The organism is Pseudomonas sp. GW821-FHT04C07, from assembly GCF_059420325.1.
In genome coordinates, this window is sequence record NZ_JBWKTM010000013.1 from 53,617 (window position 1) to 76,468 (window position 22,852).

Sequence of the window (22,852 nt, forward strand, 5' to 3'; positions counted from 1 at the left end):
GGCGCAAGACACCTGGATCGGCGAGTCTAGGCAGCCATACAGCCCACTAGTATATAGAGGGGGGGATCGGCACAATAGTCGGGCCTTCGTGGCATTGTGAAACTACTGTGACTGAAAAGACTGTCATCAGACTGACGGTGTGTCGGTTGATTTTCCGGTAAATCGACGAATAGACGACCATATCGAGGACGAAGCGGTGTTTTTCTCGTCACGGTTGCACAATGTTCGTTATGCGCAGCTATAAAAATGTGGAACTTTTGCCGGGTGGGCAGGCTCAATAGTAGGTTGCCCGAAGGAGGGGGAGAGTGTCGGAGCTATGCCGGATTTGTGTACCGGTCTTTGCAGGTGGTTTCGACGACAGGATTATTCGCGCGGCCGGCATTGCCCGAGCTGCGCTTTTCGTGCGTGCCAAATCAGAGCACGCAGGAAACTTGCTTGGAGGGGGAGAACTTTTGCGAAAAACCCGAGTCTATGTTTGCAGGCTAGATCGTTTGGTAATGCAAGCCTCCTCCGAGTTTAACGAGGAGTGTTCATGCTAACCCAGGAAGAGGATCAGCAGCTTGTAGAGCGCGTTCAACGCGGCGACAAGCGAGCTTTCGATCTGCTAGTGCTGAAATACCAGCACAAAATTCTCGGGTTGATCGTGCGTTTCGTGCACGACACCCATGAAGCCCAGGATGTCGCACAAGAAGCTTTTATCAAGGCTTATCGTGCACTTGGCAATTTTCGTGGCGACAGTGCGTTTTATACGTGGCTGTACCGTATCGCCATCAACACGGCGAAGAACTATCTGGTTTCACGCGGCCGTCGGCCGCCGGATAGCGATGTCAGTTCTGAAGATGCGGAGTTCTACGACGGCGATCATGGCCTCAAGGATCTCGAGTCGCCGGAGCGTGCATTACTGCGCGATGAGATCGAAGGCACCGTCCATCGAACCATTCAGCAACTGCCAGAAGATTTACGTACGGCGTTAACTTTACGTGAATTCGATGGTCTGAGTTACGAGGACATTGCGAGCGTCATGCAGTGTCCGGTGGGTACCGTGCGTTCCCGGATTTTCCGTGCTCGGGAAGCCATCGATAAAGCCCTGCAGCCGTTGTTGCAGGAATAACCGAGACAGCGGCGATAGCCAAGAGAGGAACCGCCATGAGTCGTGAAGCCCTGCAGGAATCGCTGTCCGCAGTGATGGATAACGAAGCGGACGAACTGGAATTACGTCGGGTATTGAATGCATTTGACGATGTTGAAACCCGCGACACCTGGGCTCGTTACCAAATCGCTCGGGCAGCGATGCACAAGGACTTGTTGCTCCCTCGTCTGGACATCGCTGCAGCAGTTTCTGCGGCTCTGGCAGATGAAACCGTACCGGTAAAAGCGACTCGTGGTCCATGGCGCAGCCTGGGTCGTCTGGCTGTTGCCGCTTCGGTGACGGTTGCCGTGCTGGCGGGTGTACGCCTGTATAACCACGATGAGATTGCGGGAGTCGAATTGGCTCAGCAATCGACTCAACCAGGTCTGGCTGTTCCGCAAATTAAGGGACCAGCGGTGTTGGCAGGCTATAGTGAGAGCTCGGAAGCCGCTGGTCCTATGACCAATGGTGTGCTGCAAGGTCAGCCAGGCTGGCATGATCAGCGTCTGCCAGGCTACTTGCGTCAACATGCTCAACAAGCTGCACTGAAAGGCACTGAAAGCGCTCTGCCTTATGCCCGTGCGGCAAGCCTGGAAAACCGCTAAGGAGGATCATGCGCGCCATACCTCTACTTACGCTTCTGCTTGGTGGCTGGTTCATTGTTCCAGCCCATGCCGATGAAGCCCAGGACTGGTTGACCCGTCTGGGGCAGGCCGAGCAACAGCAAAGCTTTCACGGTACTTTCGTTTACGAGCGTAACGGTAGTTTTTCTTCCCATCACATCTGGCACCGCGTCCAGGATGGCAAGGTCCTCGAGCGTTTGATTCAGCTCGACGGCTCAGCTCAGGAGGTCGTGCGCATTGATGGGCATACTCAATGCGTCAGTGGCACACTGATAGCAGGGCTTGGAGATGCTCCCAACTCTACCGCTCGTGCACTTGATCCACAAAAGCTCAAGAATTGGTATGACCTTGCCGTTATTGGCAGGTCGCGCGTGGCCGGTCGACCGGCAGTCATAGTTTCGCTGACTCCTCGTGATCAGCATCGGTATGGTTTCGAACTCCATCTGGACCGTGAAACAGGCTTGCCGTTGAAGTCATTGCTGTTGAATGACAAAGGGCAATTGCTTGAGCGGTTCCAGTTTACCCAGCTCAATACTGGTGATGTGCCCAAGGACGGCGAGCTGCAAGCCAGTGCCGAGTGCAAGCCTGTGGTTCTCGACAGCGACAAGGCTTCGGCAGTGAAGACTGCGCAGGCTTGGCATTCAGACTGGTTGCCACCAGGATTCGAATTGACCAGCAGCGCTGCCCGCAAGGATCCGGACACGAAGATACTGGTCAATAGTCTGATGTATGACGATGGCCTGGCACGATTCTCGGTGTTCCTTGAGCCACTCAACGGTGCGGTAGTCACCGATACCCGAACTCAGCTAGGCCCGACCGTTGCGGTTTCGCGACGACTGACCACGCCGGAGGGTGAGGTGATGGTGACGGTGGTTGGCGAGATACCGATCGGCACCGCTGAGCGGATTGCGCTTTCCATGCGCACCGATGCCACTGCGTCCAAGCAGTGAGCGGCTGAAGTAATGCTCATCAAAGCGTTTGGTTGTGCAAGAGTTCAGCAATGTCTACTCCACAATTGAGATGTCGAAATATTTGGTGAGTATTTCAACTTGCAAAGAATCCAGAATTTTTCTATAGGTCAGAGTCCTCGGCTCTGGCCTTGTTTGTTGTTCCCGGAACAAAAGTACCGGCGTATATTTTCCCGGTGTTTCTTGCTCCATATCGCTTAACCATGCTCGTTGTAACGGGAGCCGTATGTCGATACCACGTTTGAAGTCTTATCTATCCATTGTCGCCACTGTGTTGTTGCTGGGTCAGACGGTCGCCGCCCAGGCGGCTGAGCTTCCTGACTTCACGCAGCTGGTCGAACAAGCTTCGCCCGCGGTGGTGAATATCAGCACCACCCAAAAACTCCCTGATCGCAAGGTCTCCGATTCGGCTCAAATGCCTGATCTGGAAGGCTTGCCACCGATGTTGCGCGAGTTCTTCGAGCACGGCATGCCGCAGCCGCGTTCGCCACGTGGTGATCGTCAGCGCGAAGCCCGATCGCTGGGTTCGGGTTTCATTATCTCGCCTGACGGCTACATCCTGACCAACAACCATGTGATCGCCGATGCGGATGAAATCGTCGTGCGGCTGGCTGATCGCAGTGAGTTGAAAGCCAAGTTGATCGGCACTGATCCGCGTTCCGATGTGGCGCTGCTGAAGATCGAAGGCAAGGATCTACCGGTTCTGAAGCTGGGCAAATCCCAGGACTTGAAAGCCGGGCAATGGGTTGTCGCTATCGGCTCGCCGTTTGGTTTTGATCACACTGTGACCCAAGGCATCGTCAGCGCCATCGGTCGTAGTCTGCCGAACGAAAACTATGTGCCGTTCATCCAGACTGACGTGCCGATCAATCCGGGTAACTCCGGCGGTCCGCTGTTCAACCTTGCCGGTGAAGTGGTCGGGATCAACTCGCAGATATTCACCCGTTCCGGCGGCTTCATGGGCGTGTCGTTCGCTATCCCGATCGATGTTGCGATGGACGTTTCCAATCAGCTGAAGAGCGGCGGCAAAGTCAGCCGTGGCTGGCTGGGGGTGGTGATCCAGGAAGTGAACAAAGACCTGGCAGAGTCCTTCGGTCTGGAGAAGCCCGCCGGTGCGCTGGTGGCACAGATCCAGGATGGCGGCCCGGCGGCCAAGGGTGGCCTGCAAGTGGGCGACGTGATCCTGAGCATGAATGATCAGCCGATTGTCATGTCTGCGGATCTGCCGCATCTGGTGGGCGCACTCAAGGCTGGCTCCAAGGCTAAGCTTGAAGTCGTCCGTGAGGGCAAGCGCAAAAACGTCGAGCTGACCGTTGGCGCTATTCCTGAAGAAGGTAAAGAGTTGGACGCCCTGCCTAAATCCGGTGTCGAGCGCAGCAGCAACCGTTTGGGTGTTGCCGTGGTTGAGCTGACCGATGAGCAGAAGAAGACCTACGACCTCAAGGGTGGTGTAGTCATCAAGGAAGTTCAGGATGGTCCTGCCGCCTTGATCGGCTTGCAGCCGGGCGACGTGATTACTCACTTGAATAACCAGGCAATTGGTTCGGCCAAGGAATTTACCGAGATCGCCAAGGCGCTGCCGAAGAATCGTTCGGTGTCGATGCGGGTTCTACGTCAAGGTCGTGCCAGCTTCATTACCTTCAAACTGGCTGAATAACCGGGTAACCGGTTATTCGCGGCATTAAAAAGCCCGTCTCGAAAGAGACGGGTTTTTTTTGTGGGCGGGATAAAGGTCAGCGCATCATGTCTTTGATCATTTGCTCCTGGTCCATCAGCTCCCTTTGTCGGGCATCGATTCTTGAGGACAGGGGGAAGTTGGTGCCAGCGCGGCGTTTGGCAAAGTCGAGTTGCTGAATCGCCTGCCGGTAATCGCCGACCAGCGCGAAGTATTCGGCACGGGCTTGATGCAGGCCAATGATGTTGCCAGATAGCCCGCGGGTTTCCGCCACCATGTACCAGACATCCGGATCGTCCGGACGGGTCTTGAGCAGAGCCTCGAGCGCTTTTTCGGCGTCAGCGGGGTGGTTCTGCTTGAGCAGCAATTCAACACGCACTTGGTTCAGCGGATAGTTGCCCGGATACTGCTTGAGCATCCGATCGACTCGTGATTGTGCATCTGGCAGGCGGTTGTTGGTGATGTCCAGGTCAATCTGCGCCAGGTTATAGGTGATGTCGTTCGGTGATTTGGCCAGCAGTTGTTTGAGGTTCTCTCGTGCCTCATTGAACTGACTGCCTTTGATCTGGGCGATCGCCAGGCCGTAGCGGGCCACCTCATTGTTCGGGTTTTCATCGAGTTGAGCACGGAAGCGTTTGGCGCCCAGCCCCGGGGTTCCTTCGTAGTTCAACTGGACCCGTGCGCGAATCAATTGATAGCGCAGGCTGTCTTCGGTGCCGCCTGGTTTGGATTGTTCAGCACGGTTGCGGGTATCGGCGATCCGCGATTCGGTGACCGGGTGAGTCAGCAGGAATTCCGGCGGTTTGGCATCGAAGCGGTACTGGCGCATGAGCCTTTCGAACATGGTTGGCATGGAGCGCGGGTCGTAACCGGCTTTTTCCAGGTTGAGAATGCCAATGCGGTCGGCTTCCTGTTCGTTCTGGCGCGAGAAGCGTCGCTGTTCCTGAACCGCCGCAGCCTGGGTACCGGCGATAGTCGCAATCCCGGCATCACCGGCACCGGCGGCCGCGATCACGATCCCGGCCAGCAAGGCTGCCATCATTGGCACTTGCAGGCGTTGCTGGGCTTCTACGCCGCGAGCAAAGTGGCGTTGCGACAAGTGAGCCAATTCGTGAGCCAGCACCGACGCATATTCGCCTTCGGTCTGGGCATTGAGAAATAGCCCGCCGTTGACCCCTACGATCCCGCCCGGCGCCGCAAAGGCGTTGAGTTGCGGGCTATTGATCAGAATGAACTCCAGACGCCGGTCATTGACCTGGCTGGTTTCCACCAGTTTATAGACGCTGGACTCGACGTAGTCCTTGAGTTGCGGGTCGTTGAGCTGCGACACCTGGCTGCGCAACAGCGCCAGCCAGGCACGGCCCAATTGGTGCTCCTGTTGCGGTGAGACGATGGCAGAGCTGGCGTCACCGAGTGACGGCAGGTCGTCGGCGAAGCCTGGTGAGGCGAGCAGGCAGGCGAGCGTCAGCAGGGTAGGGCGCAAAAAGGTCATGCACAAAGCCTTAGTCGACAAAGAGCCTACTGTAGCCGGACACTTGGCTTGGGACCAGATATTCTAGGCGGCTTGAATGCCTGTCAGGAGCAAAGTAATGACCGACGCTTTAACGCACGACGCCGAACTTGATGCCAGCGGCTTGAACTGCCCGTTGCCATTGCTCAAGGCCAAGCTGGAACTCAATCGCCTGGCCAGCGGTGCGGTGCTCAAGGTGATTGCTACTGACGCAGGTTCCCAGCGCGATTTCCGCACCTTTGCCCGTTTGGCAGGTCATACGCTGCTTCGAGAAGAAGATGACGACGGCGTCTATCGCTATTGGCTGCGTAAAGCCTGAAACCTGCAGCGCTCATTTATAAGGATCATTGATGTTCAAAGTGTTACGCGACTGGATTCAGCGCTACTTTTCCGATGAGGAGGCCGTGGTCCTGGCCGTTCTCTTGTTTCTGGCTTTTACTGCAGTACTGACCTTGGGTGGCATGCTGGCGCCGGTGTTGGCGGGTATGGTGCTGGCCTACCTGATGCAAGGGCTGGTCAGCACGCTTGAACGCCTGAGTTTGCCCGGCGGGGCAGCGGTGGGTACGGTGTTCGCCTTGTTCATGGGCGTGCTGCTGGTGTTCATCGTGGTGGTCGTGCCGTTGCTCTGGCATCAGTTGATCACCTTGTTCAACGAGTTACCGGGCATGCTCGCCAAGTGGCAATCACTGCTATTGCTGCTGCCGGAGCGTTATCCGCATCTGGTGTCCGACGAGCAGGTGTTGCAGGCCATCGAAGTGGCACGCGGTGAGATTGGCAAGTTCGGTCAATGGGCGCTGACGTTCTCGCTGTCCAGTCTGCCGTTGCTGGTCAACATCATGATCTACCTGGTTCTGGTGCCGATCCTGGTGTTTTTCTTCCTCAAGGACCGGGAAATGATCGGGCAATGGGTTCGTGGCTATCTGCCCCGCGAGCGAGCGTTGATCACCCGGGTTGCGCAGGAAATGAATCGTCAGATCGCCAATTACATTCGCGGCAAGGTTATCGAAATCTTTATTTGCGGCGGCATTACTTACATTGCCTTTGTGACGCTGGGTCTGAACTATGCGGCATTGCTCGCGCTGTTGGTCGGGATTTCGGTCGTGGTGCCCTACGTCGGCGCGGTAGTAGTGACCGTGCCGGTGATGCTGATTGCGCTGTTCCAGTGGGGCTGGAGCGATCAGTTCATTTATCTGATGGCGGTGTACGGGATTATTCAGACGCTGGACGGCAACGTGCTGGTGCCGCTGCTGTTTTCGGGGGCGGTCAACCTGCATCCGGTGGCGATCATCTGTGCGGTGCTGTTGTTTGGCGGGTTGTGGGGCTTCTGGGGGATTTTCTTCGCAATTCCGCTGGCTACCCTGTTCAAGGCGGTGCTGGATGCCTGGCCGAGCAAGGAGCCGGTTGTAGCGCCCTTGCTCTAGGATTTGCCCGCGATGGCGTCCTGGCGGACAGCCCATCGCTTAAACAGGATCAGATCTTGTTGAGGGTCTGGGCTGCAGCCAGCACGGCATCCACATGGCCGGGTACTTTCACGCCGCGCCACTCCTGACGCAGGACGCCATCCTTGTCGATCAGGAAAGTGCTGCGGTCTACGCCCATGTACTCTTTGCCGTAGAGCTTTTTCAGTTTGATCACGTCGAACAGCTGGCAGAGGGCCTCGTCCTTGTCGCAGATCAGTTCGAACGTAAACTCCTGCTTGCACTTGAAGTTCTCGTGGGACTTCAAGCTGTCGCGGGACACGCCGAACACTTCGGTGTTGGCAGCCTTGAACTCGGGGTACTGATCACGAAAACCCTGACCTTCAGTGGTGCAGCCGGGTGTGCTGTCCTTCGGGTAGAAGTAGATCACCACTTGTTTGCCTTTGAGTCCTGCGAGGCTGACGGTTTGCCCGCTGGTGGCAGGCGCTTCGAAGTCAGCAACGGGTTGGTCGATAGCAACGGCCATGAAAGTTTCCTTACATTGGGTTCTGAGGGCGCCACGGTTCGATCAGCGCATCGAGGTTCAGCGCGTCGGCAAAATCCAGGAACTGGTCGCGTAGCCAGCTGATCTGCACGCCGGCCGGCAAGGTCACGGTGAACGTTGCGTTAAGCATGGTGCCGCCGGTTTGCGGGGCCTGGTAGGTGTCGCAGGTCAGGTTTTCCAGCTCGACGTGATGGTCGATGAAGAACTGGCACAGCTCGTTGACGATATCCGAGCGATAGGCCGAACTGACATACGCCACATAAGGCAATGCCTCGGGACGATTTTCCAGCGCAGCGCTACGCACTACGTTAACGGTGAAAGCGTGCTTCTTGGCAAGAGAGGGCAAGCCGGCTTCCAGGCGCGCCAGGGCGTCCCAGCTGCCTGAAATCTGCAGGACCAACGCGCTGCATTCGCCATGGCGAGTCAGGCGGGAGGTCACCACGGCGCAGCGATTTTCATGGCTGGCGCGGCACAGGACGTTAGTCAGCTCCATGGGGTTGGCGCCGAGGGCACTGATGACAAGGAATTGTTCGCGGACTGTGGGGGTGGACATGCAGCATTCCTAATACGATGAGCGGTCGATACTTTACGGGCTCGAGTACTGGGGGCGAGCGTCCGGATACGAATTCAGAAACCCTGAATCCAGAGGTTGCGACGAGCTCCAGTGAGACGAGAGCGAGGGGTGGCAACGGGGAATCGAGGGCTTCGGATGCCGAAAAGGGAGGCTGGAACCCGGCGTACAAGCTTATCAGTACCGATCAAAGTCTGAAGGGTAGCGAAAACCATCGCTCAGGGGAATGGCGCGAGCGTAGTACTTCGCTTGTACAAGCATCTTGGCGCCAGTACCATTACCGTTCTCTTTTTCCGGCAGGAGCGGTTGCATGATTGCGGGCAGTATGGTGGCACTGGTCACACCCATGGATGCACAGGGTCGTCTCGATTGGGACAGTCTGAGCAAACTGGTGGACTTCCACCTGCAAGAGGGCACCAACGCCATCGTGGCGGTCGGCACTACAGGTGAGTCGGCCACCCTTGATGTGAACGAACACATCGAAGTGATTCGTCGCGTGGTAGCTCAAGTTGCAGGGCGTATCCCGGTAATCGCCGGCACAGGCGCCAATTCGACGCGCGAAGCGATCGAACTGACTACCAATGCGAAGAACGCTGGCGCCGACGCGTGCCTGCTGGTAACGCCTTACTACAACAAACCGACGCAAGAAGGTTTGTATCAGCACTTCCGCACCATCGCCGAAGCGGTCGATATCCCGCAGATTCTCTATAACGTGCCGGGCCGTACTGCGTGCGACATGCTGGCCGAGACGGTGATCCGCCTGTCTACCGTGCCAAATATCATCGGCATCAAAGAAGCCACCGGTGATCTGCAACGCGCCAAGGACATCCTGGCCGGCGTGAGCAGCGACTTCCTGGTGTACTCCGGTGACGACGCGACCGCGGTCGAGCTGATGCTGCTCGGCGGCAAAGGCAACATCTCGGTAACCGCCAACGTTGCCCCGCGTGCCATGAGCGATCTGTGCGCCGCTGCGATGCGTGGCGATGCCGTGACTGCCCGTGCGATCCACGAAAAGCTGATGCCACTCAATAAAACCCTGTTTATCGAATCCAACCCTATTCCCGTGAAATGGGCCCTGCACGAGATGGGCCTGATGCCGGACGGTATCCGTCTGCCGCTCACCTGGCTCAGTGCTGCCTGTCACGAACCGCTGCGACAGGCCATGCGCCAGTCCGGCGTATTGGTTTAATTGAGGAAGTACTACGCATGAAGCGATTGGCCGGACTTTCCGCACTTGCCTTGATTATTTCCAGCACCAGTGGCTGTGGCTGGCTTTGGGGCTCGGAAGGCTACTTCCGTGACCGCGGTAGCGATTATCTGGAGTCGAAACAAACTGCGCCAATGCAATTGCCGCCGAATGTCAGCACTTCCAAGCGTTTCGACCCGCTGTTGCCGATCCCGCGTAACGTGGCCGACGACACCACCAAGGGCGAATACGTAGTACCGCGTCCACAGCCGTTGTCGGCTGTGGCCGAGGCCAGCGACTACAGCTTGCAGAAAAGCGCTGACTCGCGCTGGGTCATGGCCCAGCGTCCACCCGCTGAAGTCTGGCCAGTGGCCGTGCAGTTCTTCCAGGATAACGGTTTCCGTCTCGATGAACAGCGTCCGAAAACCGGCGAGTTCACCACCGCCTGGCAGCATTCCGACGAGCTTTCCGCCTCGATGGCCAAACGCCTGAGCAGTGCCGGAGTGGCATCCGGCAGCGAAACCCGTGTGCGGGTTCGTATCGAGCCGGGCGTGCAGCGCAACACCAGTGAGGTCTATGTGGTCAGTGCCGAGCGTCCAGCCGGCAGCACGACCAATGCGGATTTCACCAGCCGTTCGGTCAATACCGGTCTGGACGCCGCACTGGTCGACGAAATGCTTGCCAGCATGAGCCGCAGCTCCGAGAAGGGTGGTTCGGTATCGTTGTTGGCCGCGCGTGATTTCGATACGCCTAACCGCGTCAGCCTCACCGAAGACGGTAGTGGTAACGTGGTGCTCAACCTCGGCGAAGACCTCGATCGCGCCTGGTCGAGTGTCGGTCGTGCGCTGGAACATGGCGAATGGCGTGTTGAAGACATCAACCGCAGCCTGGGCCTGTACTACATCAACCTCGCTGAAAAAGCCGAGAAGAAAAACGACGAACCAGGTTTCTTCGGCAAGCTGTTTGGCAGCAAACCCGCCAAAGAAGAAGTCGAAGCCCGCGCCGAGCGTTATCAGGTTCGCCTGAGCAAGGTTGGCGACACCGTACAAGTCACCGTCGAGAAAAACATCAATACCGTTGCGCCGGCTGAAGTGGCGCGCAAAGTGTTGAGCGTGATTCAGGACAACCTGGGCTGATCAGATGCGTTTCGCCGTTCTCGGCAGTGGTAGCCAAGGAAATGGCACGCTGATAGCCAGTGATGAGACGTACGTTCTGGTGGATTGTGGTTTCTCCTTGCGCGAAACCGAGCGGCGCCTGCTGCGCCTGGGTGTCAACCCAACGCAGCTGAGCGCCATACTGGTAACCCACGAACATGCCGACCACGTGCATGGCGTGGGTTTACTGTCTCGGCGCTACAATCTACCGGTCTACCTCAGTCGCGGTACGTTGCGCGGGATGCGCAAACCTGTTGAGCCGACGGGCTTCGTGGCGGGTGGCGAGCAATTTCAGGTTGGTGCCTTGAGTATCAGCGTGATCTCCGTATCCCACGATGCGCAGGAGCCGACGCAATTCGTCTTCAGTGATGGTCACCGGCGTTTCGGTCTGTTGACCGATCTGGGCTCGTACTGCGCCACTGTGCTCGACGGCTATCGCGATCTGGATGCGTTGATGATCGAGGCTAACCATTGCCGCGATATGCTCGCTCGAGGCCACTACCCGTACTTTCTCAAGCAGCGGGTGGGCGGAGAAATGGGACATTTGAACAACCATCAGGCCGCACGCCTGGTGGACGAGTTGGGATGGCAAGATTTGCAGCATTTGGTGCTGGCCCATCTCAGCAGCAAGAACAACCTGCCGCAGCTGGCCCGGCAATGTTTTGTCGACACCCTCGGGTGCGACCCGGACTGGCTGCAGTTGGCCGATCAAGATTCAGGGCTCGACTGGCGGCATATCGCCTAGTGTCCCAAACGGGGCGCCTAGCCCACCTACTTAGCAAGCGGAGCCCATCATGGAAAAACGTGAAGAACTCTACCGCGGCAAAGCCAAATCGGTTTACAAGACCGATGACGCTGACCGTTTGATCCTGCTGTTTCGCAACGACACTTCGGCGTTCGACGGCAAGCGCATCGAGCAGCTCGACCGCAAAGGCATGGTGAACAACAAGTTCAACGCCTTCATCATGCAGAAACTCGAAGAAGCCGGCGTGCCGACCCAATTCGACAAACTGTTGGGCGACAACGAATGCCTGGTGAAGAAGCTCGACATGATCCCGGTCGAGTGCGTCGTGCGTAACTACGCAGCCGGCAGCCTGGTCAAGCGCCTGGGCGTCGAAGAAGGCCTCAAGCTTGAGCCTTACACCTTCGAACTGTTCCTCAAGGACGACGCCAAGGGCGACCCGTTCATCAACGAATCCCACGTCGTGGCGTTCGGTTGGGGCAAGGCCGAGCAACTGGTTCGCATGAAAGAGCTGTCGCTCAAGGTCAACGAAGTCCTGAGCAAGCTGTTTGACGATGCTGGCCTGCTGCTGGTCGACTTCAAACTCGAATTCGGCGTGTTCCACGGCGAAATCGTCCTCGGTGACGAATTCAGCCCGGACGGTTGCCGTCTGTGGGACAAAGCCACCGGCAAGAAAATGGACAAAGACCGCTTCCGTCAAGGCCTCGGTGACGTCATCGAAGCCTACGAAGAAGTTGCCAAGCGTCTCGGCGTACCGCTTTAATCGACGCAAGCATCTGATAGCACGGAAAAATTTTGCTTGGGGGCTTCGCTTCCAGTAACTGTGCTGTTATGATGCGCGCCGTTGGAGAGATGCCAGAGTGGCCGAATGGGACGGATTCGAAATCCGTTGTACCTTCACCGGTACCTAGGGTTCGAATCCCTATCTCTCCGCCATTATTTGAAAAGCCCCGTAGATCAAGGTCTACGGGGCTTTTTCGTTTCTGGATTGTACTACTGTGTTGTACTACTTTGACCGCTCCAAAAAGCGTTATGGGGCATTCAGCTATGCGTTGTGGCATGTGCTGCGGATCGGAGCATTTTTGTTGCCTTCACAATGTCTCACCGTCATCAGCTACGCCGAGACATGACTTCAAAGTCGGTGGTGTCACTTTTTTCGCCAAAGATCGCTTATGCCGGGTGGCCTGCGAAGATGGCGTAAGGGTTTCCGCTTGAGGGGGCAGGGCTAGGAAGGGGACGTTTGTCCGAGTCAGGCGGAGAAACCGTCACCGATTTCGAGTACCATTCCATACCTAGGGAAAAGGAGGACAAGTCGAGATTTGAAGCTTGCCTAACGGATGAATTCGATAGTTTGGAAGGTCGTTGATGCCAGTTAATGCGGATAAAATTTATAGTTGGAAGCACGATGTGGCGCGTTCGGTGGATATGTATAATTCGTGGTTTATGAGTTATGCTCCTGCTGCTTTCCGTAAGACTAGAATTAAAACTACTCGTGACGTAGAGCACGCGCTAGAGATCACCAATTATCTGACAGATATTTCTCCCGCAACTCTAGCGGCTAATCCAGGGATTATCTCGACTCTCAGAATGTCTACTTGTCCTCCAATAGCTGTGGATAGATTGATTGGGTTGGCGGGTGCGAATCCTTCAATGGTCAAATCTATGGAATTGCTCGGGAGAGTTCCGCCAAGAATGGATAGTGTTACCTTGCTATCAGAGTTGAGTAAGGTCGCGTCGGTTATTCAGCGTATGGCCGATCCTGATATATTCGTTTGGCTTTCCGGGACTGGTGATCTAGAACAATCTAATATACACAGGGCTGCAACCATCGTTGCTGATAGGTTGTGTGGGGCGGTAGCTAACCCCATAATAAGAAACGCACAAGAGCAGCGCCAGCTAGCAGCTATCGAGTTCTGGCTTAATGCTAGAGGGTATAGGAAAGTTGGTGGAACTTCCCTCACTTGTGAGAATATGCTGCCGGGAACTTACAGTTTTCGTATGAATATTCCGGTTAGGCTAGAGACTGGTATTAATACTATTAATATTCCTGTCGATGTTGTTGTTAAGCCTTTGGGCTCTGAAGTTGGCCAGCTACCGATATTCTTTGAGGCAAAATCTGCTGGTGACTTTGCGAATACGAATAAGCGTAGGAAGGAAGAAGCAGTCAAGGTTACACAGTTGCGTCGTACATTTACTGTTGATGTTTCGTTTAACTTGTTTTTGTGTGGCTATTTTGATTGTGGCTATTTGGGCTATGAGGCCGCTGAAGGAATTGATTGGGTTTGGGAGCATCGTATAGATGATCTCGCTTTGTTCGGGCTCTAAAAATGAATAGTAAATTTAATTTCGAGCAGCAAAGGTTGGTAATTCAGGCGCAGCTTGATGCTGAAAAGACATCATTGCAACGGAATAAAATGGGTCAATTCGCTACGCCCACCGAGCTGGCAACAGATATTCTGCGTTACGCTAAATCGTTGCATGGTGAAAACGGTGTTGTAGACTTTCTCGATCCGGCGATAGGCACTGGGTCGTTCTACTCTGCGTTAAGACGTGTGTTTGATGAGTCTGAAATTAATTCTGCTTCTGGTTTTGAAATTGATCCGCACTATGCATTGCCAGCCATTGAGCTGTGGGCGGGTGAGCGACTTGAAGTAACACTTGCGGATTTTACAACTCAGGAGCCGGTAAAAAAGACAAATTTATTAATCTGCAATCCACCATATGTGCGTCATCACCATATGGATGCTGCCGAAAAGAAGCGACTCAAAGACCTATGCTCTAGTGTTTCAAATATGAAGCTAAGCGGGTTGGCTGGTCTCTATTGTTACTTCATGGGAGTCGCTCATGCGTGGTTGAGTGACTCGGGCATCGCTGGCTGGTTGATTCCAAGCGAGTTCATGGATGTTAACTATGGTAAGAAAGTCAAAGAGTACCTGCTCAATGAGGTTACTTTACTTCATGTGCATCGCTTTGATCCAGAGGATGTTCAGTTTTCAGATGCCTTGGTTTCTTCCGCAGTAGTGTGGTTTAAGAATTCAAAGCCGGAGCGTAAGTATGATGTTGAGTTTTCATTCGGAGGCACTTTGAATGAGCCTCGTCTAACACGCTTTGTATCGACTGATGATTTGAGGATGGAGCCTAAATGGTCTAGGTTTCCGGTGAGTGATGTGCGGGAAGCTACGTCTGGGGCAGTGATAGCAGACTACTTTAAAATCCGACGTGGATTGGCTACGGGTAGTAATGATTTTTTTATCCTCTCTGAAGATGATGTCAAGAATGAGTTCTTAAGCTTTGATTACCTTAGCCCGATTCTTCCAAGTTCGCGATATATAGATCAGGATGTAATTGAGTCCGATGAGGCAGGTATCCCATGCTTGAGTAAGAAGTTGTTTTTGCTTGATGTTCGGGAGAGTGAGGTTGAAATCTCTAGGAAATGGCCCGAGCTTTCTCGATACTTAGAGAAAGGAGTTCAGGATGGAGTTTCGCAGGGCTATCTGTGTAAAAATAGACCAGTGTGGTACTGGCAGGAGCAGAGACTTCCTCCGCCGATAGTGTGTACGTACATGGGGCGAAGTAGTGAAGTTGGGGCGAATCCTTTTCGATTTATATTAAATAAATCCAAAGCGACAATAACCAACAGTTTTCTTGCTATGTATCCGGTTGGAGACTTGGCTAAAGCAATTTTGCTTGATGAGGGAATACTGCATACTGCATGGGAAGAGTTAGTGAAACTATCTCCAGGCAGCCTTCTTGGCGAGGGCAGAGTATATGGCGGAGGGCTTCATAAACTTGAGCCAAAAGAGCTTGCAAATGTGCAGGTGAACGAGTTAAAGAAGGCGATTGATCTAGTTCTCTCTCGTTTGGCAAACTAGCGTTCATAGATTATTGGCCCTCCTAGCTGGGGGGGCTTTCTGTGTGGTTACTGCCCGCCCGCCAATTTTTTCAGCTACATCTTGTATGAATTTTGATTTTCAACCTGCAATATAAACTGGGGCGTTCCACTGATATTCTGGTATGAAAACCAGTGCTGCTTAATCACCAAAACCGGTGTCAAATAGAAAGCTCCAAACGGAACCATAAATAAGTTGGGGGGGCATGAAACCCCATATAATCCGAGCAGGATGACATAGCTAAGGCCGGAGTCAGGCAGCCTTCGTTTCTCGCTTGATTCTGTACACCGTGGCAACGCCACACTCAGCCAGTTTGGCAATTTCATCAGCTGACATTGTTGGATGCTTCTGCATCAGCGACTGTACCTCTGCCCACTTGGCTTTGTTCTTACCCTTACCAGATGGCTTCCATTCAGGATCAGCAGCGCGTTTGTTTTCCAGACCTTGCCTGATGCGTTCCACACGCTTCTCTTGATCCAGTCGTGCCATGGTTGCCATTAGGTCAATCAGCATGTTGTTGATCACGTCCATGATTTGTCCAGTGATTCCCTGAGCTTCTACCAGCATGTGACTGGTGGGTAGATCGGCAACAACCAGCCTCAGCCCCTTAGCCTTGATTGTGGCCTTGAGAGTGTCCCAATCAGCTTGTGAGAGGCGACTGAGGCGGTCTACGGACTCAACCAATAGCACGTCTCCACTCTCAGAAGTATCAAGCAAGGCGAGCAACTGGGGGCGGTTGAGCTTGGTTCCGCTGATGTTCTCGGCGTACACGCCAACGATGCTCAATCCCTTCTCGACAGCGAACAACTCCAGGGCGATTTTTGCACGATTGGCATCTTGGTCTTTGGTCGATGCTCGCAGATAGAGGTGAGCGTTCATTGCTGACTATCCTTTGATCTTAAATTCGATAGATAAATGATAGTTTAATCGTATGGCTATCTGCAATAGATATCTGATAGCGATTTGCGAGCGGCTATCGAGCTACCGGATGGGTCTACTTCTTTGATAGAGGCTACTGCCTCAGTTTTAGGATTCCAGCGGTGATGGAGGATGCATTCGTGTCGAGGGTGCCCAGCGCCGCGATGGCATTGTCATGAGTCTCGGGTGAGCCAGTTGACCTTGCCCACAGGGCCACTTCCTCGATTGCGGCGGCAAGTGCGTGCTGGTTGTGTAACAACAGGGTCAGCACGTCGGCTGTGGTGATGTTGGCATCCAGGTTGTCTGACATGGAAGTCGTCCTTGGTTGGTGCGGGAATTCGAGCCAGTCCTGGCTGATTACAGGAACACATTCCTACGCGATTTTGATTTCAGGGCTTTAACAGTAATCCGCTATCAAAAGAAGCCCCATCATCACCGACGGGGCTGCTGGTAGCTACTACAAAACCTGATGCTCCTTCGGCCCATCCAGATGCGAGTACCAGTAACGCACTGTACAGATACCAGCAGATTCCATTGCAGAATTTAGAATGTGGCGAATCCGATTAGCTCCGTTGACACCATCCATTTTCGAAGGGATGGACACGTACCAAGTACCCTGAATGAAGCGACATTTATAGCGGCAAAGTGTGCGGCCGAACCGAATGGCCTGAAAGCCGGTTGTTGCAGGACTCAGGGTAATACCGAAGCGAATGTGATTGTTCATCTTTTACCTATTAATAAATTGGGCAGAACGGATGTCCTGTCTAATGTATTTAGTGAGGTCGATTTTCAAATCACCGCTTTTCGAGAAAAAAATTCAAAATTTCCTTAAAGCACCAACCAACAGTGTTCCAGTCGCGGCTACAACCCTTCCAGCAGCTCCGACAGCGACATACCCAACCCATCAGCAAGCACCTTGGCCGCATCTAGGCTGGGGTTGGCAGTGCCTGTCTCGATTCGTGACATGTAGGTGCGCATGAAGCCACATTTATCGGCAAATGCTTCCTGGCTAAAGCCTTGAGCTTTCCGTAGCTCCCGGATTCGTTGGCCGAAGCCTTTTCTGAGGTTTTGATTAATCTGCATCCTTGCATGATGGAAGTCCGTGCTCTGATCGTGAACACACTAAATGGTGACACACCAATCGTTACATTTTAATCCTGCGATGGCATTATGGTGGTCTGAGACCTATGGATTCACACCACATTAAAGGAAATCGCTTGATGAACACCGTTTCTCGCTTGCTGTGCTTGCTCCCCCTTCTCGCATCTGCTGCCATGGCAGAGACCTACCCTCAGCGAACGCTGATCGCCGGTTCAATGCTTTGCTACAAGCTCGGTGATTGGCGCGACATGATTGAAGCTTCGCAAGACAAGGATGAGGATGGTGCTGAACACCTGATTTCAACTGGAAAGTGCAGGACGATATCTTCTCCAACTAAAGTTAGTTTTATTGAGTCGAATAGCGACGGTAAATCTGCATTAATTCTGCTACCCAGCGGTAAAACAGCAATGACAGCAAACGGTTGGCTTCGTTGATAATTACCCGAGGAGGACGCATGAACAAGGTGTTCCCTAAGCTTTCGATATACCTCGTATGCCTATCTTCGTCAGTTTACGCGGGTGAAGACTTGAGTTCTAAATACTGGTCACTTGGTTGGTCGCATAAGGCAACAGTGATCAGCAAGGAAAGCGAGCACGCTTATATTCGAGTTATCCCCGCAGATGAAGGCATGCGTTTGGCGTACATTATCAGTGGTGAGGGTGCTTGCCCTGAAGGCGAGTCGAACTTCAAGGCTCAGGGAGAGGTTAACGGTAAAAGTCTTAGCTTTGCTGGTATGTGTTCGGATGAGTACTACAAAGAGCTGGTGCCAGAAACAGAGGCGGAGCAGGTGATTTTGAAACGTGAGCTTCTGACCAAAAAATCAGTTGTAGTAAAAGTCGGTAAGCTCCCGAAGCGGACCTTCACGACAGCTAGATTTCGCACTGTAGCGGAGTCCGCTGGGCTTAGTGCCGGAGAGTAACGGGGCAGACCAAGCCTGATGTAGCTCTTTGTAGCGCAACAGTCCCGATGGTGATCCCTGCACCATTGGTCAATATCCAGGAAAACCAGTTCTGAGAAGAGAGAGCACCGCTTGCTAAGCAAAATCCCTTAAGTTATTGGGTGTGGAACTTGCTGGTGTTTTCTCTGAAGCTGTTTGCACCAGATTAGGCCATTGTTTTAATATGGTTATTGGTGGATTTGCCGACTCTGATCAGCTCAGGGTTTCAGGTTGAGCGGAGTTCAAGGTAGTGCCCCTATCGAGCTTTGCTCAATCATTATTACGCACCCGAGCGGATATTCTGAGTTGTACTCCTGTTGATTGATATATTTAGAGTGGGTGTTTGCTTTACTGCTAGATGATGAATATTAGACGTACGGCTTGTGACTTAATCTTGAAACGTGTTGCAGCGTTGCTCACCAATACGAGCTTCGATGACACCCATCAAAGTATCACCGTCAACTGTACCGTGAGCTTGGAGCAGATCGGCCAATGCTTTGACTGTATCCCAGTGTTCACGCAACATCTTACCTGCACGCTTGATAGCACGTTGTTCTGTAGCGTAGTGAGTGTCAGCAGGCAGCAAATCAAGGAGAATTTGTGCGGCCTTAACATCACCAGCACCACCATTCATCATCACATAAAACTGGCTCTGACGTGTGTGCAATGCTTCAGCAACAGGACCTGCCATCAGTCCCATAAGATCGTGATCAAGGTGGGTCAGGTAATTCGGAACGCTACTGCGGATAAAGTCAGGAAACTCACGCGCCGTAAAAAGAGAAATCAAGGGAGACGTTTCGACCAATCCAACCGCATCCTTAATTTCATCACCCTTACGACTAATAATAGGGAGCTCGGTTGAATTCGGCTTCATTCTTACATGAGCCTGATAAATTTCTTTTCCACTCCACCAGTCAGCCAGTACATGACCTGCTTCATGGATAGCCGTGGTACGTGTCGAATACTTAACGGATTTTCGTATTGCTACTGTATTGGTCATAGGTAATACCTCCTTGTAAGGGATGAATTTTTCGTGTGTGTGTTGCGGGGAGACATAAGACGAGAGAGGTAGTTATTACTCGCTCGCAGCTAATGTTATCATTGAAGCTGTATAACTCCAATACTAAATAGGATTACTACCGGGCGTATGCCCAAGCTGACCACACTCAAGTGTTACAGCCAAATCAAACCAATACATTACAAACCAGTATCAGTAGAACTGCCGTTCTTGGAAGGGTAGCCATTTTATTAGGGTTGAAGACGATAGGCTGGCCTATCAGGGTTACTCTATTTTAAGTTTTGTTGATCATTATTAATTTATTTATTAACAGCATATCAAGATGGATAACATCCAGATGGGATACCGCCGGGCGAACGCCCAATGTTTCTGCACCTCAAATGCGATACCACTGGAAATGGTATCCTGATAAACAAATACATAATGACAAATACCAGATGAGCTCAAGCGCTCTTGATTGTCCAGTGCAAGAAGACACCGTAGGTTGTCAGGATTACTCTATTTGATTTTGTTTTTTTTATTATTTATTGATTTTATTTAAACATTTCAAATAATAACTCTTTGAAGTACCTCCAAAGGATATCCCCGTCAATGTACATTGTCAGTAGCACCCTACTTTAATTTTTTGTTGATTTAATCTTATTAATTGGAGTGCTAATCCAGAATCGGGACGATACGACTATTGTCTTCGAAGCGGGTTATCCCACTCAGACGTCACCGTCTGGCATTTACTCGTGAACAAGTGAACCTTGTATAGTCTTTATGGACAAAAGGTTCACATGCACAGACGGTCGTATTCATGATCGACTTCTTGAGCCTGTACTTCAAACTGTGATCGTTGAGGAAGACGCTCCTCCATTTTACTCACTGCATCTGACATTTGCCGCCCTTGAACGATTGGTCCAGCCGGATGGCTACCTGTGACCATAGACAGAATCGCATCGCGTACGTGCCAAGATGAAGCGTTGGGGTACAGTGCGCAAATTTCTCCATGCAGTTCATCAAGGCGGTCAGTCAAAAGGCTTGCAGCTTCAATGATTGCTGTTTGGCTCGATCTGGCCGCTTCAGGCTCCATCCAGTCAGGGCGGACAAATGCATCCTTGGGAAGGCATCGCTTGGTTTTCCGTTCGATGGCCTCAGGGATCATGTCTCCAAAGGGAATACCATACGCAGCTTTGATCTTGGTGCGGAATTCAAGGCGGGATATGCCTTCAGGACGAAGCGCCAGCGGAGTCAGCTCTTCTACCAAAAAGAAATGAGTGTTGTAGACGGTAACGGAGTTCAGATTTCGCTTGCACCAGTTAAGGGTAATACCGTCATCGCTCAAGGCAAAGACGATCTCCGCATAAGTGTAACCTTCAGTGCGCATCTGTATTGCTTTGGTGCGAGTTGTAGGCGTGATTTTGCTTCTTGTCATTTCGTTCTCCTTCGTCAGTTCATTTCGATAGGCGTGTGCCTCGTTAGTTGTGGTTGCCGCAGGCGTCGGCCTGCGGTGGTGCTTGGGTTGGGCGTAACTCAGTCCCGGATGTGACGGGAGCATGTTCGAAGTCGTTTGATCACGCGGGCATCAAGTTTCGATTCGTAGATATCTGCCAGCTGATTGCAGTACGCCCGGTGGGCCGACTGGTACGCTCTGAAGGCTTCCGTGATGTCTTCGAATATCCCCAGTACATCAGGCTTGCCGAACATCGAAAGCACAGACACAAAACCGACTCCGCCTGACGCAACTGACACTCCAATGGGCAATCTGCCGCGACGACTCCTTGTGTCCCTGAAAATCTGATTAATCAGCTTCGGAACGACCGAGCAGTGCTCAGGTGAGTACGCTGTGTTCATCGGGTCCAAGATGTCTTTGTCCAGTTCTGCGTCAGACTCGAAAGCATATGGCTGCATGGAGTACCACGCGGCGAACTCTTGATAGTCCCACCACTTTCTACAGACGCTGCAATATTCATAAGCGGTAGCTTTTTTGGGGCCGTAAGCTCGCCGCATCATGTTGTGCCAAGTTTTGTGGGGCGTCCCTTTTCCTGTTTTGAAGTAGGGCATTCCCATGGCCTTGCGACGGCGACCAGAGTTGTAGCCGAAGCCGTAGGTCAGCGACTCATCCAATGGGGGAGCGAATAGCGGTATCTCCTCCCCAAGGCTGTAGTCGAGGCGTACCCCGGCCACGCAAGGGGCTACGCGGATAGTTCTGGTGATGTCATAGATGCTGTGTTGTTGCATGTTGTTACCTCCGTTCAGTTGAAAAAATGGGCAATAAAAAACCGACACATTGGTCGGCATCGGCTCGTCATTCTTCTCACTACGGAGGAGCAGGAACTCAGCTATTCGATGTCGTCGACCTCATGTTGGTGTTCGCTTGCTTTGCAATAGTCATGGCAGTTCTCATGGTTTGCTGTGATCGTCAAATGGTGATCAACCAAAACTCAGGCGTTAAAAAACCTCCTGTGGTTTCGTGCATTTTCAGCACTGGCCACGTAGAGGTTTCTCGGCGATCTGTTCTGCCCACTGAGGCAGGAGTCGAATTCTACACGATTCCTTTAAAAAAGCAACCCCCGCGTATTGACATTTCCGATTTCCAAGTTTTGAAAACTATTTTTCAGCGAGAGAGAAAAGCATTTGCTTGGTCAGACAGCCATGTAAGCCCGTAAACACTGGACTGAATGACCGTTGTTACTCAGGACATGACGAATTCAGTGCAGGTTATGCTTGGGTTTATCGATGGTTTCTAACGAGTTTTCGGGGCCGCCAACCTTTCAGTTAATTGAGGCTGGCGGCTCGTTCATGCGAAGAGGCTAGGCGGGGCTGTTGTCGCTGGCTGGGTGGGATGTGAGCAGTCGTGGTACTTACTTCAGCATGCGTTCTGGTAGCATTCTGGAATGATCAAGCAGGCGGATAAACCGGATGAGTTTTAAGCGAAAGAGAGTTCTGTGGGCGGTATTGCTGCCTCTTGCTTTGGCCGTTGTCGTTCCGATTATCAAAATGGTCACGGAGGAGCATAAACAGACCATCCTACCAATGGTTTCCGCCGTCTGGACTTGGCTGATTGGCGTCTATGAAAGCCTCATGCAAATGGTCCAGACTCCGCTCTGGCTACTCATCGTAGTAGCGACATTGGCAGTGGTATTGGTTGCTTTCTTGTCCCGTCTCGCTTGGAGGCTCGCTGCCGATTTGAAAGAGGCGAATCTCAAATTGAATCCAACGCTTCCTCCGCTTGATGAAAGTGCACTCAAGGTTTTGAAAGTCATTGCGGAGCATGAAGGCGATGATCAGTGCCTGTACGTGAGTGAGGTACAACAAACCACTGAGCTATCGCCGCTTCTATACAAAGGTGCTTTGGATGATCTGAATCGCTGGGAGCTGATTTCTATCGTTGAATCAAAATGGGGGGACCATATGTCGTTGTCCGCCCCCGGTAGGGCATACGTCAGACACGAGCAATCACCGCTATCATCGCTGGCAGTCTGA

Annotated in this window: 24 protein-coding genes and 1 tRNA gene; 16 read left to right on the plus strand and 9 right to left on the minus strand. The window is 52.9% G+C overall.

Going from position 1 to position 22,852, the window contains the following annotated elements:
* The first annotated feature begins 532 nt into the window (after nt 1–532).
* From rpoE to AC07UI_RS22260, 4 genes are all read left to right on the plus strand, one after another.
* Nucleotides 533–1,111: an RNA polymerase sigma factor RpoE/AlgU gene (gene rpoE / locus AC07UI_RS22245; protein ID WP_494994538.1), complete on the plus strand. Its 579-nt coding sequence runs from the start codon at nt 533–535 to the stop codon at nt 1,109–1,111.
* A gap of 35 nt (nt 1,112–1,146) precedes the next feature.
* Nucleotides 1,147–1,734: a sigma-E factor negative regulatory protein gene (locus tag AC07UI_RS22250; protein ID WP_494994539.1), complete on the plus strand. Its 588-nt coding sequence runs from the start codon at nt 1,147–1,149 to the stop codon at nt 1,732–1,734.
* 8 nt (nt 1,735–1,742) lie between these two features.
* Nucleotides 1,743–2,702: a MucB/RseB C-terminal domain-containing protein gene (locus AC07UI_RS22255; RefSeq protein WP_494994540.1), complete on the plus strand. Its 960-nt coding sequence runs from the start codon at nt 1,743–1,745 to the stop codon at nt 2,700–2,702.
* A gap of 244 nt (nt 2,703–2,946) precedes the next feature.
* Nucleotides 2,947–4,377, plus strand: a complete 1,431-nt coding sequence (locus tag AC07UI_RS22260; protein WP_494994541.1) for a DegQ family serine endoprotease — start codon at nt 2,947–2,949, stop codon at nt 4,375–4,377.
* A 76-nt stretch (nt 4,378–4,453) separates the two neighbouring features.
* Here the strand turns inward: AC07UI_RS22260 and AC07UI_RS22265 are convergent, their stop codons facing one another.
* A complete protein-coding gene (locus AC07UI_RS22265; RefSeq protein ID WP_494994542.1) occupies nt 4,454–5,887 on the minus strand; it encodes a M48 family metalloprotease in 1,434 nt (477 codons plus the stop codon).
* A 97-nt stretch (nt 5,888–5,984) separates the two neighbouring features.
* Here AC07UI_RS22265 and AC07UI_RS22270 point away from each other — a divergent pair, with 97 nt between their 5' ends.
* Together AC07UI_RS22270 and AC07UI_RS22275 are read left to right on the plus strand one after the other, a co-directional pair.
* Nucleotides 5,985–6,224: a sulfurtransferase TusA family protein gene (locus AC07UI_RS22270; RefSeq protein ID WP_494994543.1), complete on the plus strand. Its 240-nt coding sequence runs from the start codon at nt 5,985–5,987 to the stop codon at nt 6,222–6,224.
* Between the two features lie 31 nt (nt 6,225–6,255).
* The gene (locus AC07UI_RS22275; RefSeq protein ID WP_494994544.1) at nt 6,256–7,326 is read left to right on the plus strand and encodes an AI-2E family transporter; all 1,071 of its coding nucleotides are present in this window, start codon (nt 6,256–6,258) and stop codon (nt 7,324–7,326) included.
* Between the two features lie 49 nt (nt 7,327–7,375).
* On the opposite strand, the gene AC07UI_RS22280 is transcribed toward AC07UI_RS22275, so the two are convergent.
* Both AC07UI_RS22280 and AC07UI_RS22285 read right to left on the minus strand, forming a co-directional pair.
* The gene (locus AC07UI_RS22280) at nt 7,376–7,849 is read right to left on the minus strand and encodes a peroxiredoxin (protein ID WP_494994545.1); all 474 of its coding nucleotides are present in this window, start codon (nt 7,847–7,849) and stop codon (nt 7,376–7,378) included.
* A 10-nt stretch (nt 7,850–7,859) separates the two neighbouring features.
* Nucleotides 7,860–8,420: a glycine cleavage system transcriptional repressor gene (locus AC07UI_RS22285; RefSeq protein ID WP_419115067.1), complete on the minus strand. Its 561-nt coding sequence runs from the start codon at nt 8,418–8,420 to the stop codon at nt 7,860–7,862.
* Between the two features lie 328 nt (nt 8,421–8,748).
* Between AC07UI_RS22285 and dapA the strand changes: the two genes are divergently transcribed.
* The 7 genes from dapA to AC07UI_RS22320 all read left to right on the plus strand — a co-directional run bounded on the left by dapA (nt 8,749) and on the right by AC07UI_RS22320 (nt 15,392).
* The gene (gene dapA / locus AC07UI_RS22290) at nt 8,749–9,627 is read left to right on the plus strand and encodes a 4-hydroxy-tetrahydrodipicolinate synthase (RefSeq protein ID WP_419115066.1); all 879 of its coding nucleotides are present in this window, start codon (nt 8,749–8,751) and stop codon (nt 9,625–9,627) included.
* A gap of 17 nt (nt 9,628–9,644) precedes the next feature.
* Nucleotides 9,645–10,760, plus strand: coding sequence for an NlpB/DapX family lipoprotein (bamC, locus tag AC07UI_RS22295; RefSeq protein ID WP_494994546.1), 1,116 nt, complete (start codon nt 9,645–9,647; stop codon nt 10,758–10,760).
* Nucleotides 10,761–10,764: 4 nt separating this feature from the next.
* Nucleotides 10,765–11,523 carry an MBL fold metallo-hydrolase gene (locus AC07UI_RS22300; RefSeq protein WP_494994547.1) on the plus strand — a complete coding sequence of 253 codons (759 nt, stop codon included), beginning with the start codon at nt 10,765–10,767 and terminating at the stop codon, nt 11,521–11,523.
* Between the two features lie 49 nt (nt 11,524–11,572).
* The gene (gene purC / locus AC07UI_RS22305) at nt 11,573–12,283 is read left to right on the plus strand and encodes a phosphoribosylaminoimidazolesuccinocarboxamide synthase (RefSeq protein WP_419115063.1); all 711 of its coding nucleotides are present in this window, start codon (nt 11,573–11,575) and stop codon (nt 12,281–12,283) included.
* Between the two features lie 83 nt (nt 12,284–12,366).
* A tRNA-Ser gene (locus AC07UI_RS22310) sits at nt 12,367–12,456 on the plus strand.
* A gap of 429 nt (nt 12,457–12,885) precedes the next feature.
* A complete protein-coding gene (locus tag AC07UI_RS22315) occupies nt 12,886–13,845 on the plus strand; it encodes a XamI family restriction endonuclease (protein ID WP_494994548.1) in 960 nt (319 codons plus the stop codon).
* Nucleotides 13,846–13,847: 2 nt separating this feature from the next.
* Nucleotides 13,848–15,392: an Eco57I restriction-modification methylase domain-containing protein gene (locus AC07UI_RS22320; RefSeq protein ID WP_494994549.1), complete on the plus strand. Its 1,545-nt coding sequence runs from the start codon at nt 13,848–13,850 to the stop codon at nt 15,390–15,392.
* Between the two features lie 270 nt (nt 15,393–15,662).
* Here the strand turns inward: AC07UI_RS22320 and AC07UI_RS22325 are convergent, their stop codons facing one another.
* The 3 genes from AC07UI_RS22325 to AC07UI_RS22335 all read right to left on the minus strand — a co-directional run bounded on the left by AC07UI_RS22325 (nt 15,663) and on the right by AC07UI_RS22335 (nt 17,411).
* Nucleotides 15,663–16,289, minus strand: coding sequence for a recombinase family protein (locus AC07UI_RS22325; RefSeq protein ID WP_494994550.1), 627 nt, complete (start codon nt 16,287–16,289; stop codon nt 15,663–15,665).
* Between the two features lie 133 nt (nt 16,290–16,422).
* Nucleotides 16,423–16,638 carry a hypothetical protein gene (locus AC07UI_RS22330; protein ID WP_494994551.1) on the minus strand — a complete coding sequence of 72 codons (216 nt, stop codon included), beginning with the start codon at nt 16,636–16,638 and terminating at the stop codon, nt 16,423–16,425.
* A gap of 551 nt (nt 16,639–17,189) precedes the next feature.
* Nucleotides 17,190–17,411, minus strand: coding sequence for a helix-turn-helix domain-containing protein (locus AC07UI_RS22335; RefSeq protein ID WP_494994552.1), 222 nt, complete (start codon nt 17,409–17,411; stop codon nt 17,190–17,192).
* Between the two features lie 137 nt (nt 17,412–17,548).
* On the opposite strand from AC07UI_RS22335, the gene AC07UI_RS22340 reads away from it, so the two are divergent.
* Complete coding sequence (locus AC07UI_RS22340; protein ID WP_494994553.1) at nt 17,549–17,863, plus strand: hypothetical protein; 315 nt, start codon at nt 17,549–17,551, stop codon at nt 17,861–17,863.
* Nucleotides 17,864–17,883: 20 nt separating this feature from the next.
* Nucleotides 17,884–18,348 carry a hypothetical protein gene (locus AC07UI_RS22345; RefSeq protein WP_494994554.1) on the plus strand — a complete coding sequence of 155 codons (465 nt, stop codon included), beginning with the start codon at nt 17,884–17,886 and terminating at the stop codon, nt 18,346–18,348.
* Between the two features lie 406 nt (nt 18,349–18,754).
* Here the strand turns inward: AC07UI_RS22345 and AC07UI_RS22350 are convergent, their stop codons facing one another.
* The 3 genes from AC07UI_RS22350 to AC07UI_RS22360 form a co-directional block, all read right to left on the minus strand.
* The gene (locus AC07UI_RS22350; protein WP_494994555.1) at nt 18,755–19,366 is read right to left on the minus strand and encodes a hypothetical protein; all 612 of its coding nucleotides are present in this window, start codon (nt 19,364–19,366) and stop codon (nt 18,755–18,757) included.
* A 793-nt stretch (nt 19,367–20,159) separates the two neighbouring features.
* Nucleotides 20,160–20,801: a hypothetical protein gene (locus AC07UI_RS22355; protein WP_494994556.1), complete on the minus strand. Its 642-nt coding sequence runs from the start codon at nt 20,799–20,801 to the stop codon at nt 20,160–20,162.
* 98 nt (nt 20,802–20,899) lie between these two features.
* Nucleotides 20,900–21,667, minus strand: coding sequence for a hypothetical protein (locus AC07UI_RS22360; RefSeq protein ID WP_494994557.1), 768 nt, complete (start codon nt 21,665–21,667; stop codon nt 20,900–20,902).
* Between the two features lie 621 nt (nt 21,668–22,288).
* On the opposite strand from AC07UI_RS22360, the gene AC07UI_RS22365 reads away from it, so the two are divergent.
* Nucleotides 22,289–22,852, plus strand: coding sequence for a hypothetical protein (locus AC07UI_RS22365; RefSeq protein ID WP_494994558.1), 564 nt, complete (start codon nt 22,289–22,291; stop codon nt 22,850–22,852).

Bases quoted from the DNA above. Each gene is read 5' to 3' on its own strand.
- rpoE (WP_494994538.1), top strand. From the start codon at position 533: ATGCTAACCCAGGAAGAGGATCAGCAGCTTGTAGAGCGCGTTCAACGC.
- AC07UI_RS22250 (WP_494994539.1), top strand. From the start codon at position 1,147: ATGAGTCGTGAAGCCCTGCAGGAATCGCTGTCCGCAGTGATGGATAAC.
- AC07UI_RS22255 (WP_494994540.1), top strand. From the start codon at position 1,743: ATGCGCGCCATACCTCTACTTACGCTTCTGCTTGGTGGCTGGTTCATT.
- AC07UI_RS22260 (WP_494994541.1), top strand. From the start codon at position 2,947: ATGTCGATACCACGTTTGAAGTCTTATCTATCCATTGTCGCCACTGTG.
- AC07UI_RS22265 (WP_494994542.1), bottom strand. From the start codon at position 5,887: ATGACCTTTTTGCGCCCTACCCTGCTGACGCTCGCCTGCCTGCTCGCC.
- AC07UI_RS22270 (WP_494994543.1), top strand. From the start codon at position 5,985: ATGACCGACGCTTTAACGCACGACGCCGAACTTGATGCCAGCGGCTTG.
- AC07UI_RS22275 (WP_494994544.1), top strand. From the start codon at position 6,256: ATGTTCAAAGTGTTACGCGACTGGATTCAGCGCTACTTTTCCGATGAG.
- AC07UI_RS22280 (WP_494994545.1), bottom strand. From the start codon at position 7,849: ATGGCCGTTGCTATCGACCAACCCGTTGCTGACTTCGAAGCGCCTGCC.
- AC07UI_RS22285 (WP_419115067.1), bottom strand. From the start codon at position 8,420: ATGTCCACCCCCACAGTCCGCGAACAATTCCTTGTCATCAGTGCCCTC.
- dapA (WP_419115066.1), top strand. From the start codon at position 8,749: ATGATTGCGGGCAGTATGGTGGCACTGGTCACACCCATGGATGCACAG.
- bamC (WP_494994546.1), top strand. From the start codon at position 9,645: ATGAAGCGATTGGCCGGACTTTCCGCACTTGCCTTGATTATTTCCAGC.
- AC07UI_RS22300 (WP_494994547.1), top strand. From the start codon at position 10,765: ATGCGTTTCGCCGTTCTCGGCAGTGGTAGCCAAGGAAATGGCACGCTG.
- purC (WP_419115063.1), top strand. From the start codon at position 11,573: ATGGAAAAACGTGAAGAACTCTACCGCGGCAAAGCCAAATCGGTTTAC.
- AC07UI_RS22315 (WP_494994548.1), top strand. From the start codon at position 12,886: ATGCCAGTTAATGCGGATAAAATTTATAGTTGGAAGCACGATGTGGCG.
- AC07UI_RS22320 (WP_494994549.1), top strand. From the start codon at position 13,848: ATGAATAGTAAATTTAATTTCGAGCAGCAAAGGTTGGTAATTCAGGCG.
- AC07UI_RS22325 (WP_494994550.1), bottom strand. From the start codon at position 16,289: ATGAACGCTCACCTCTATCTGCGAGCATCGACCAAAGACCAAGATGCC.
- AC07UI_RS22330 (WP_494994551.1), bottom strand. From the start codon at position 16,638: ATGTCAGACAACCTGGATGCCAACATCACCACAGCCGACGTGCTGACC.
- AC07UI_RS22335 (WP_494994552.1), bottom strand. From the start codon at position 17,411: ATGCAGATTAATCAAAACCTCAGAAAAGGCTTCGGCCAACGAATCCGG.
- AC07UI_RS22340 (WP_494994553.1), top strand. From the start codon at position 17,549: ATGAACACCGTTTCTCGCTTGCTGTGCTTGCTCCCCCTTCTCGCATCT.
- AC07UI_RS22345 (WP_494994554.1), top strand. From the start codon at position 17,884: ATGAACAAGGTGTTCCCTAAGCTTTCGATATACCTCGTATGCCTATCT.
- AC07UI_RS22350 (WP_494994555.1), bottom strand. From the start codon at position 19,366: ATGACCAATACAGTAGCAATACGAAAATCCGTTAAGTATTCGACACGT.
- AC07UI_RS22355 (WP_494994556.1), bottom strand. From the start codon at position 20,801: ATGACAAGAAGCAAAATCACGCCTACAACTCGCACCAAAGCAATACAG.
- AC07UI_RS22360 (WP_494994557.1), bottom strand. From the start codon at position 21,667: ATGCCGACCAATGTGTCGGTTTTTTATTGCCCATTTTTTCAACTGAAC.
- AC07UI_RS22365 (WP_494994558.1), top strand. From the start codon at position 22,289: ATGAGTTTTAAGCGAAAGAGAGTTCTGTGGGCGGTATTGCTGCCTCTT.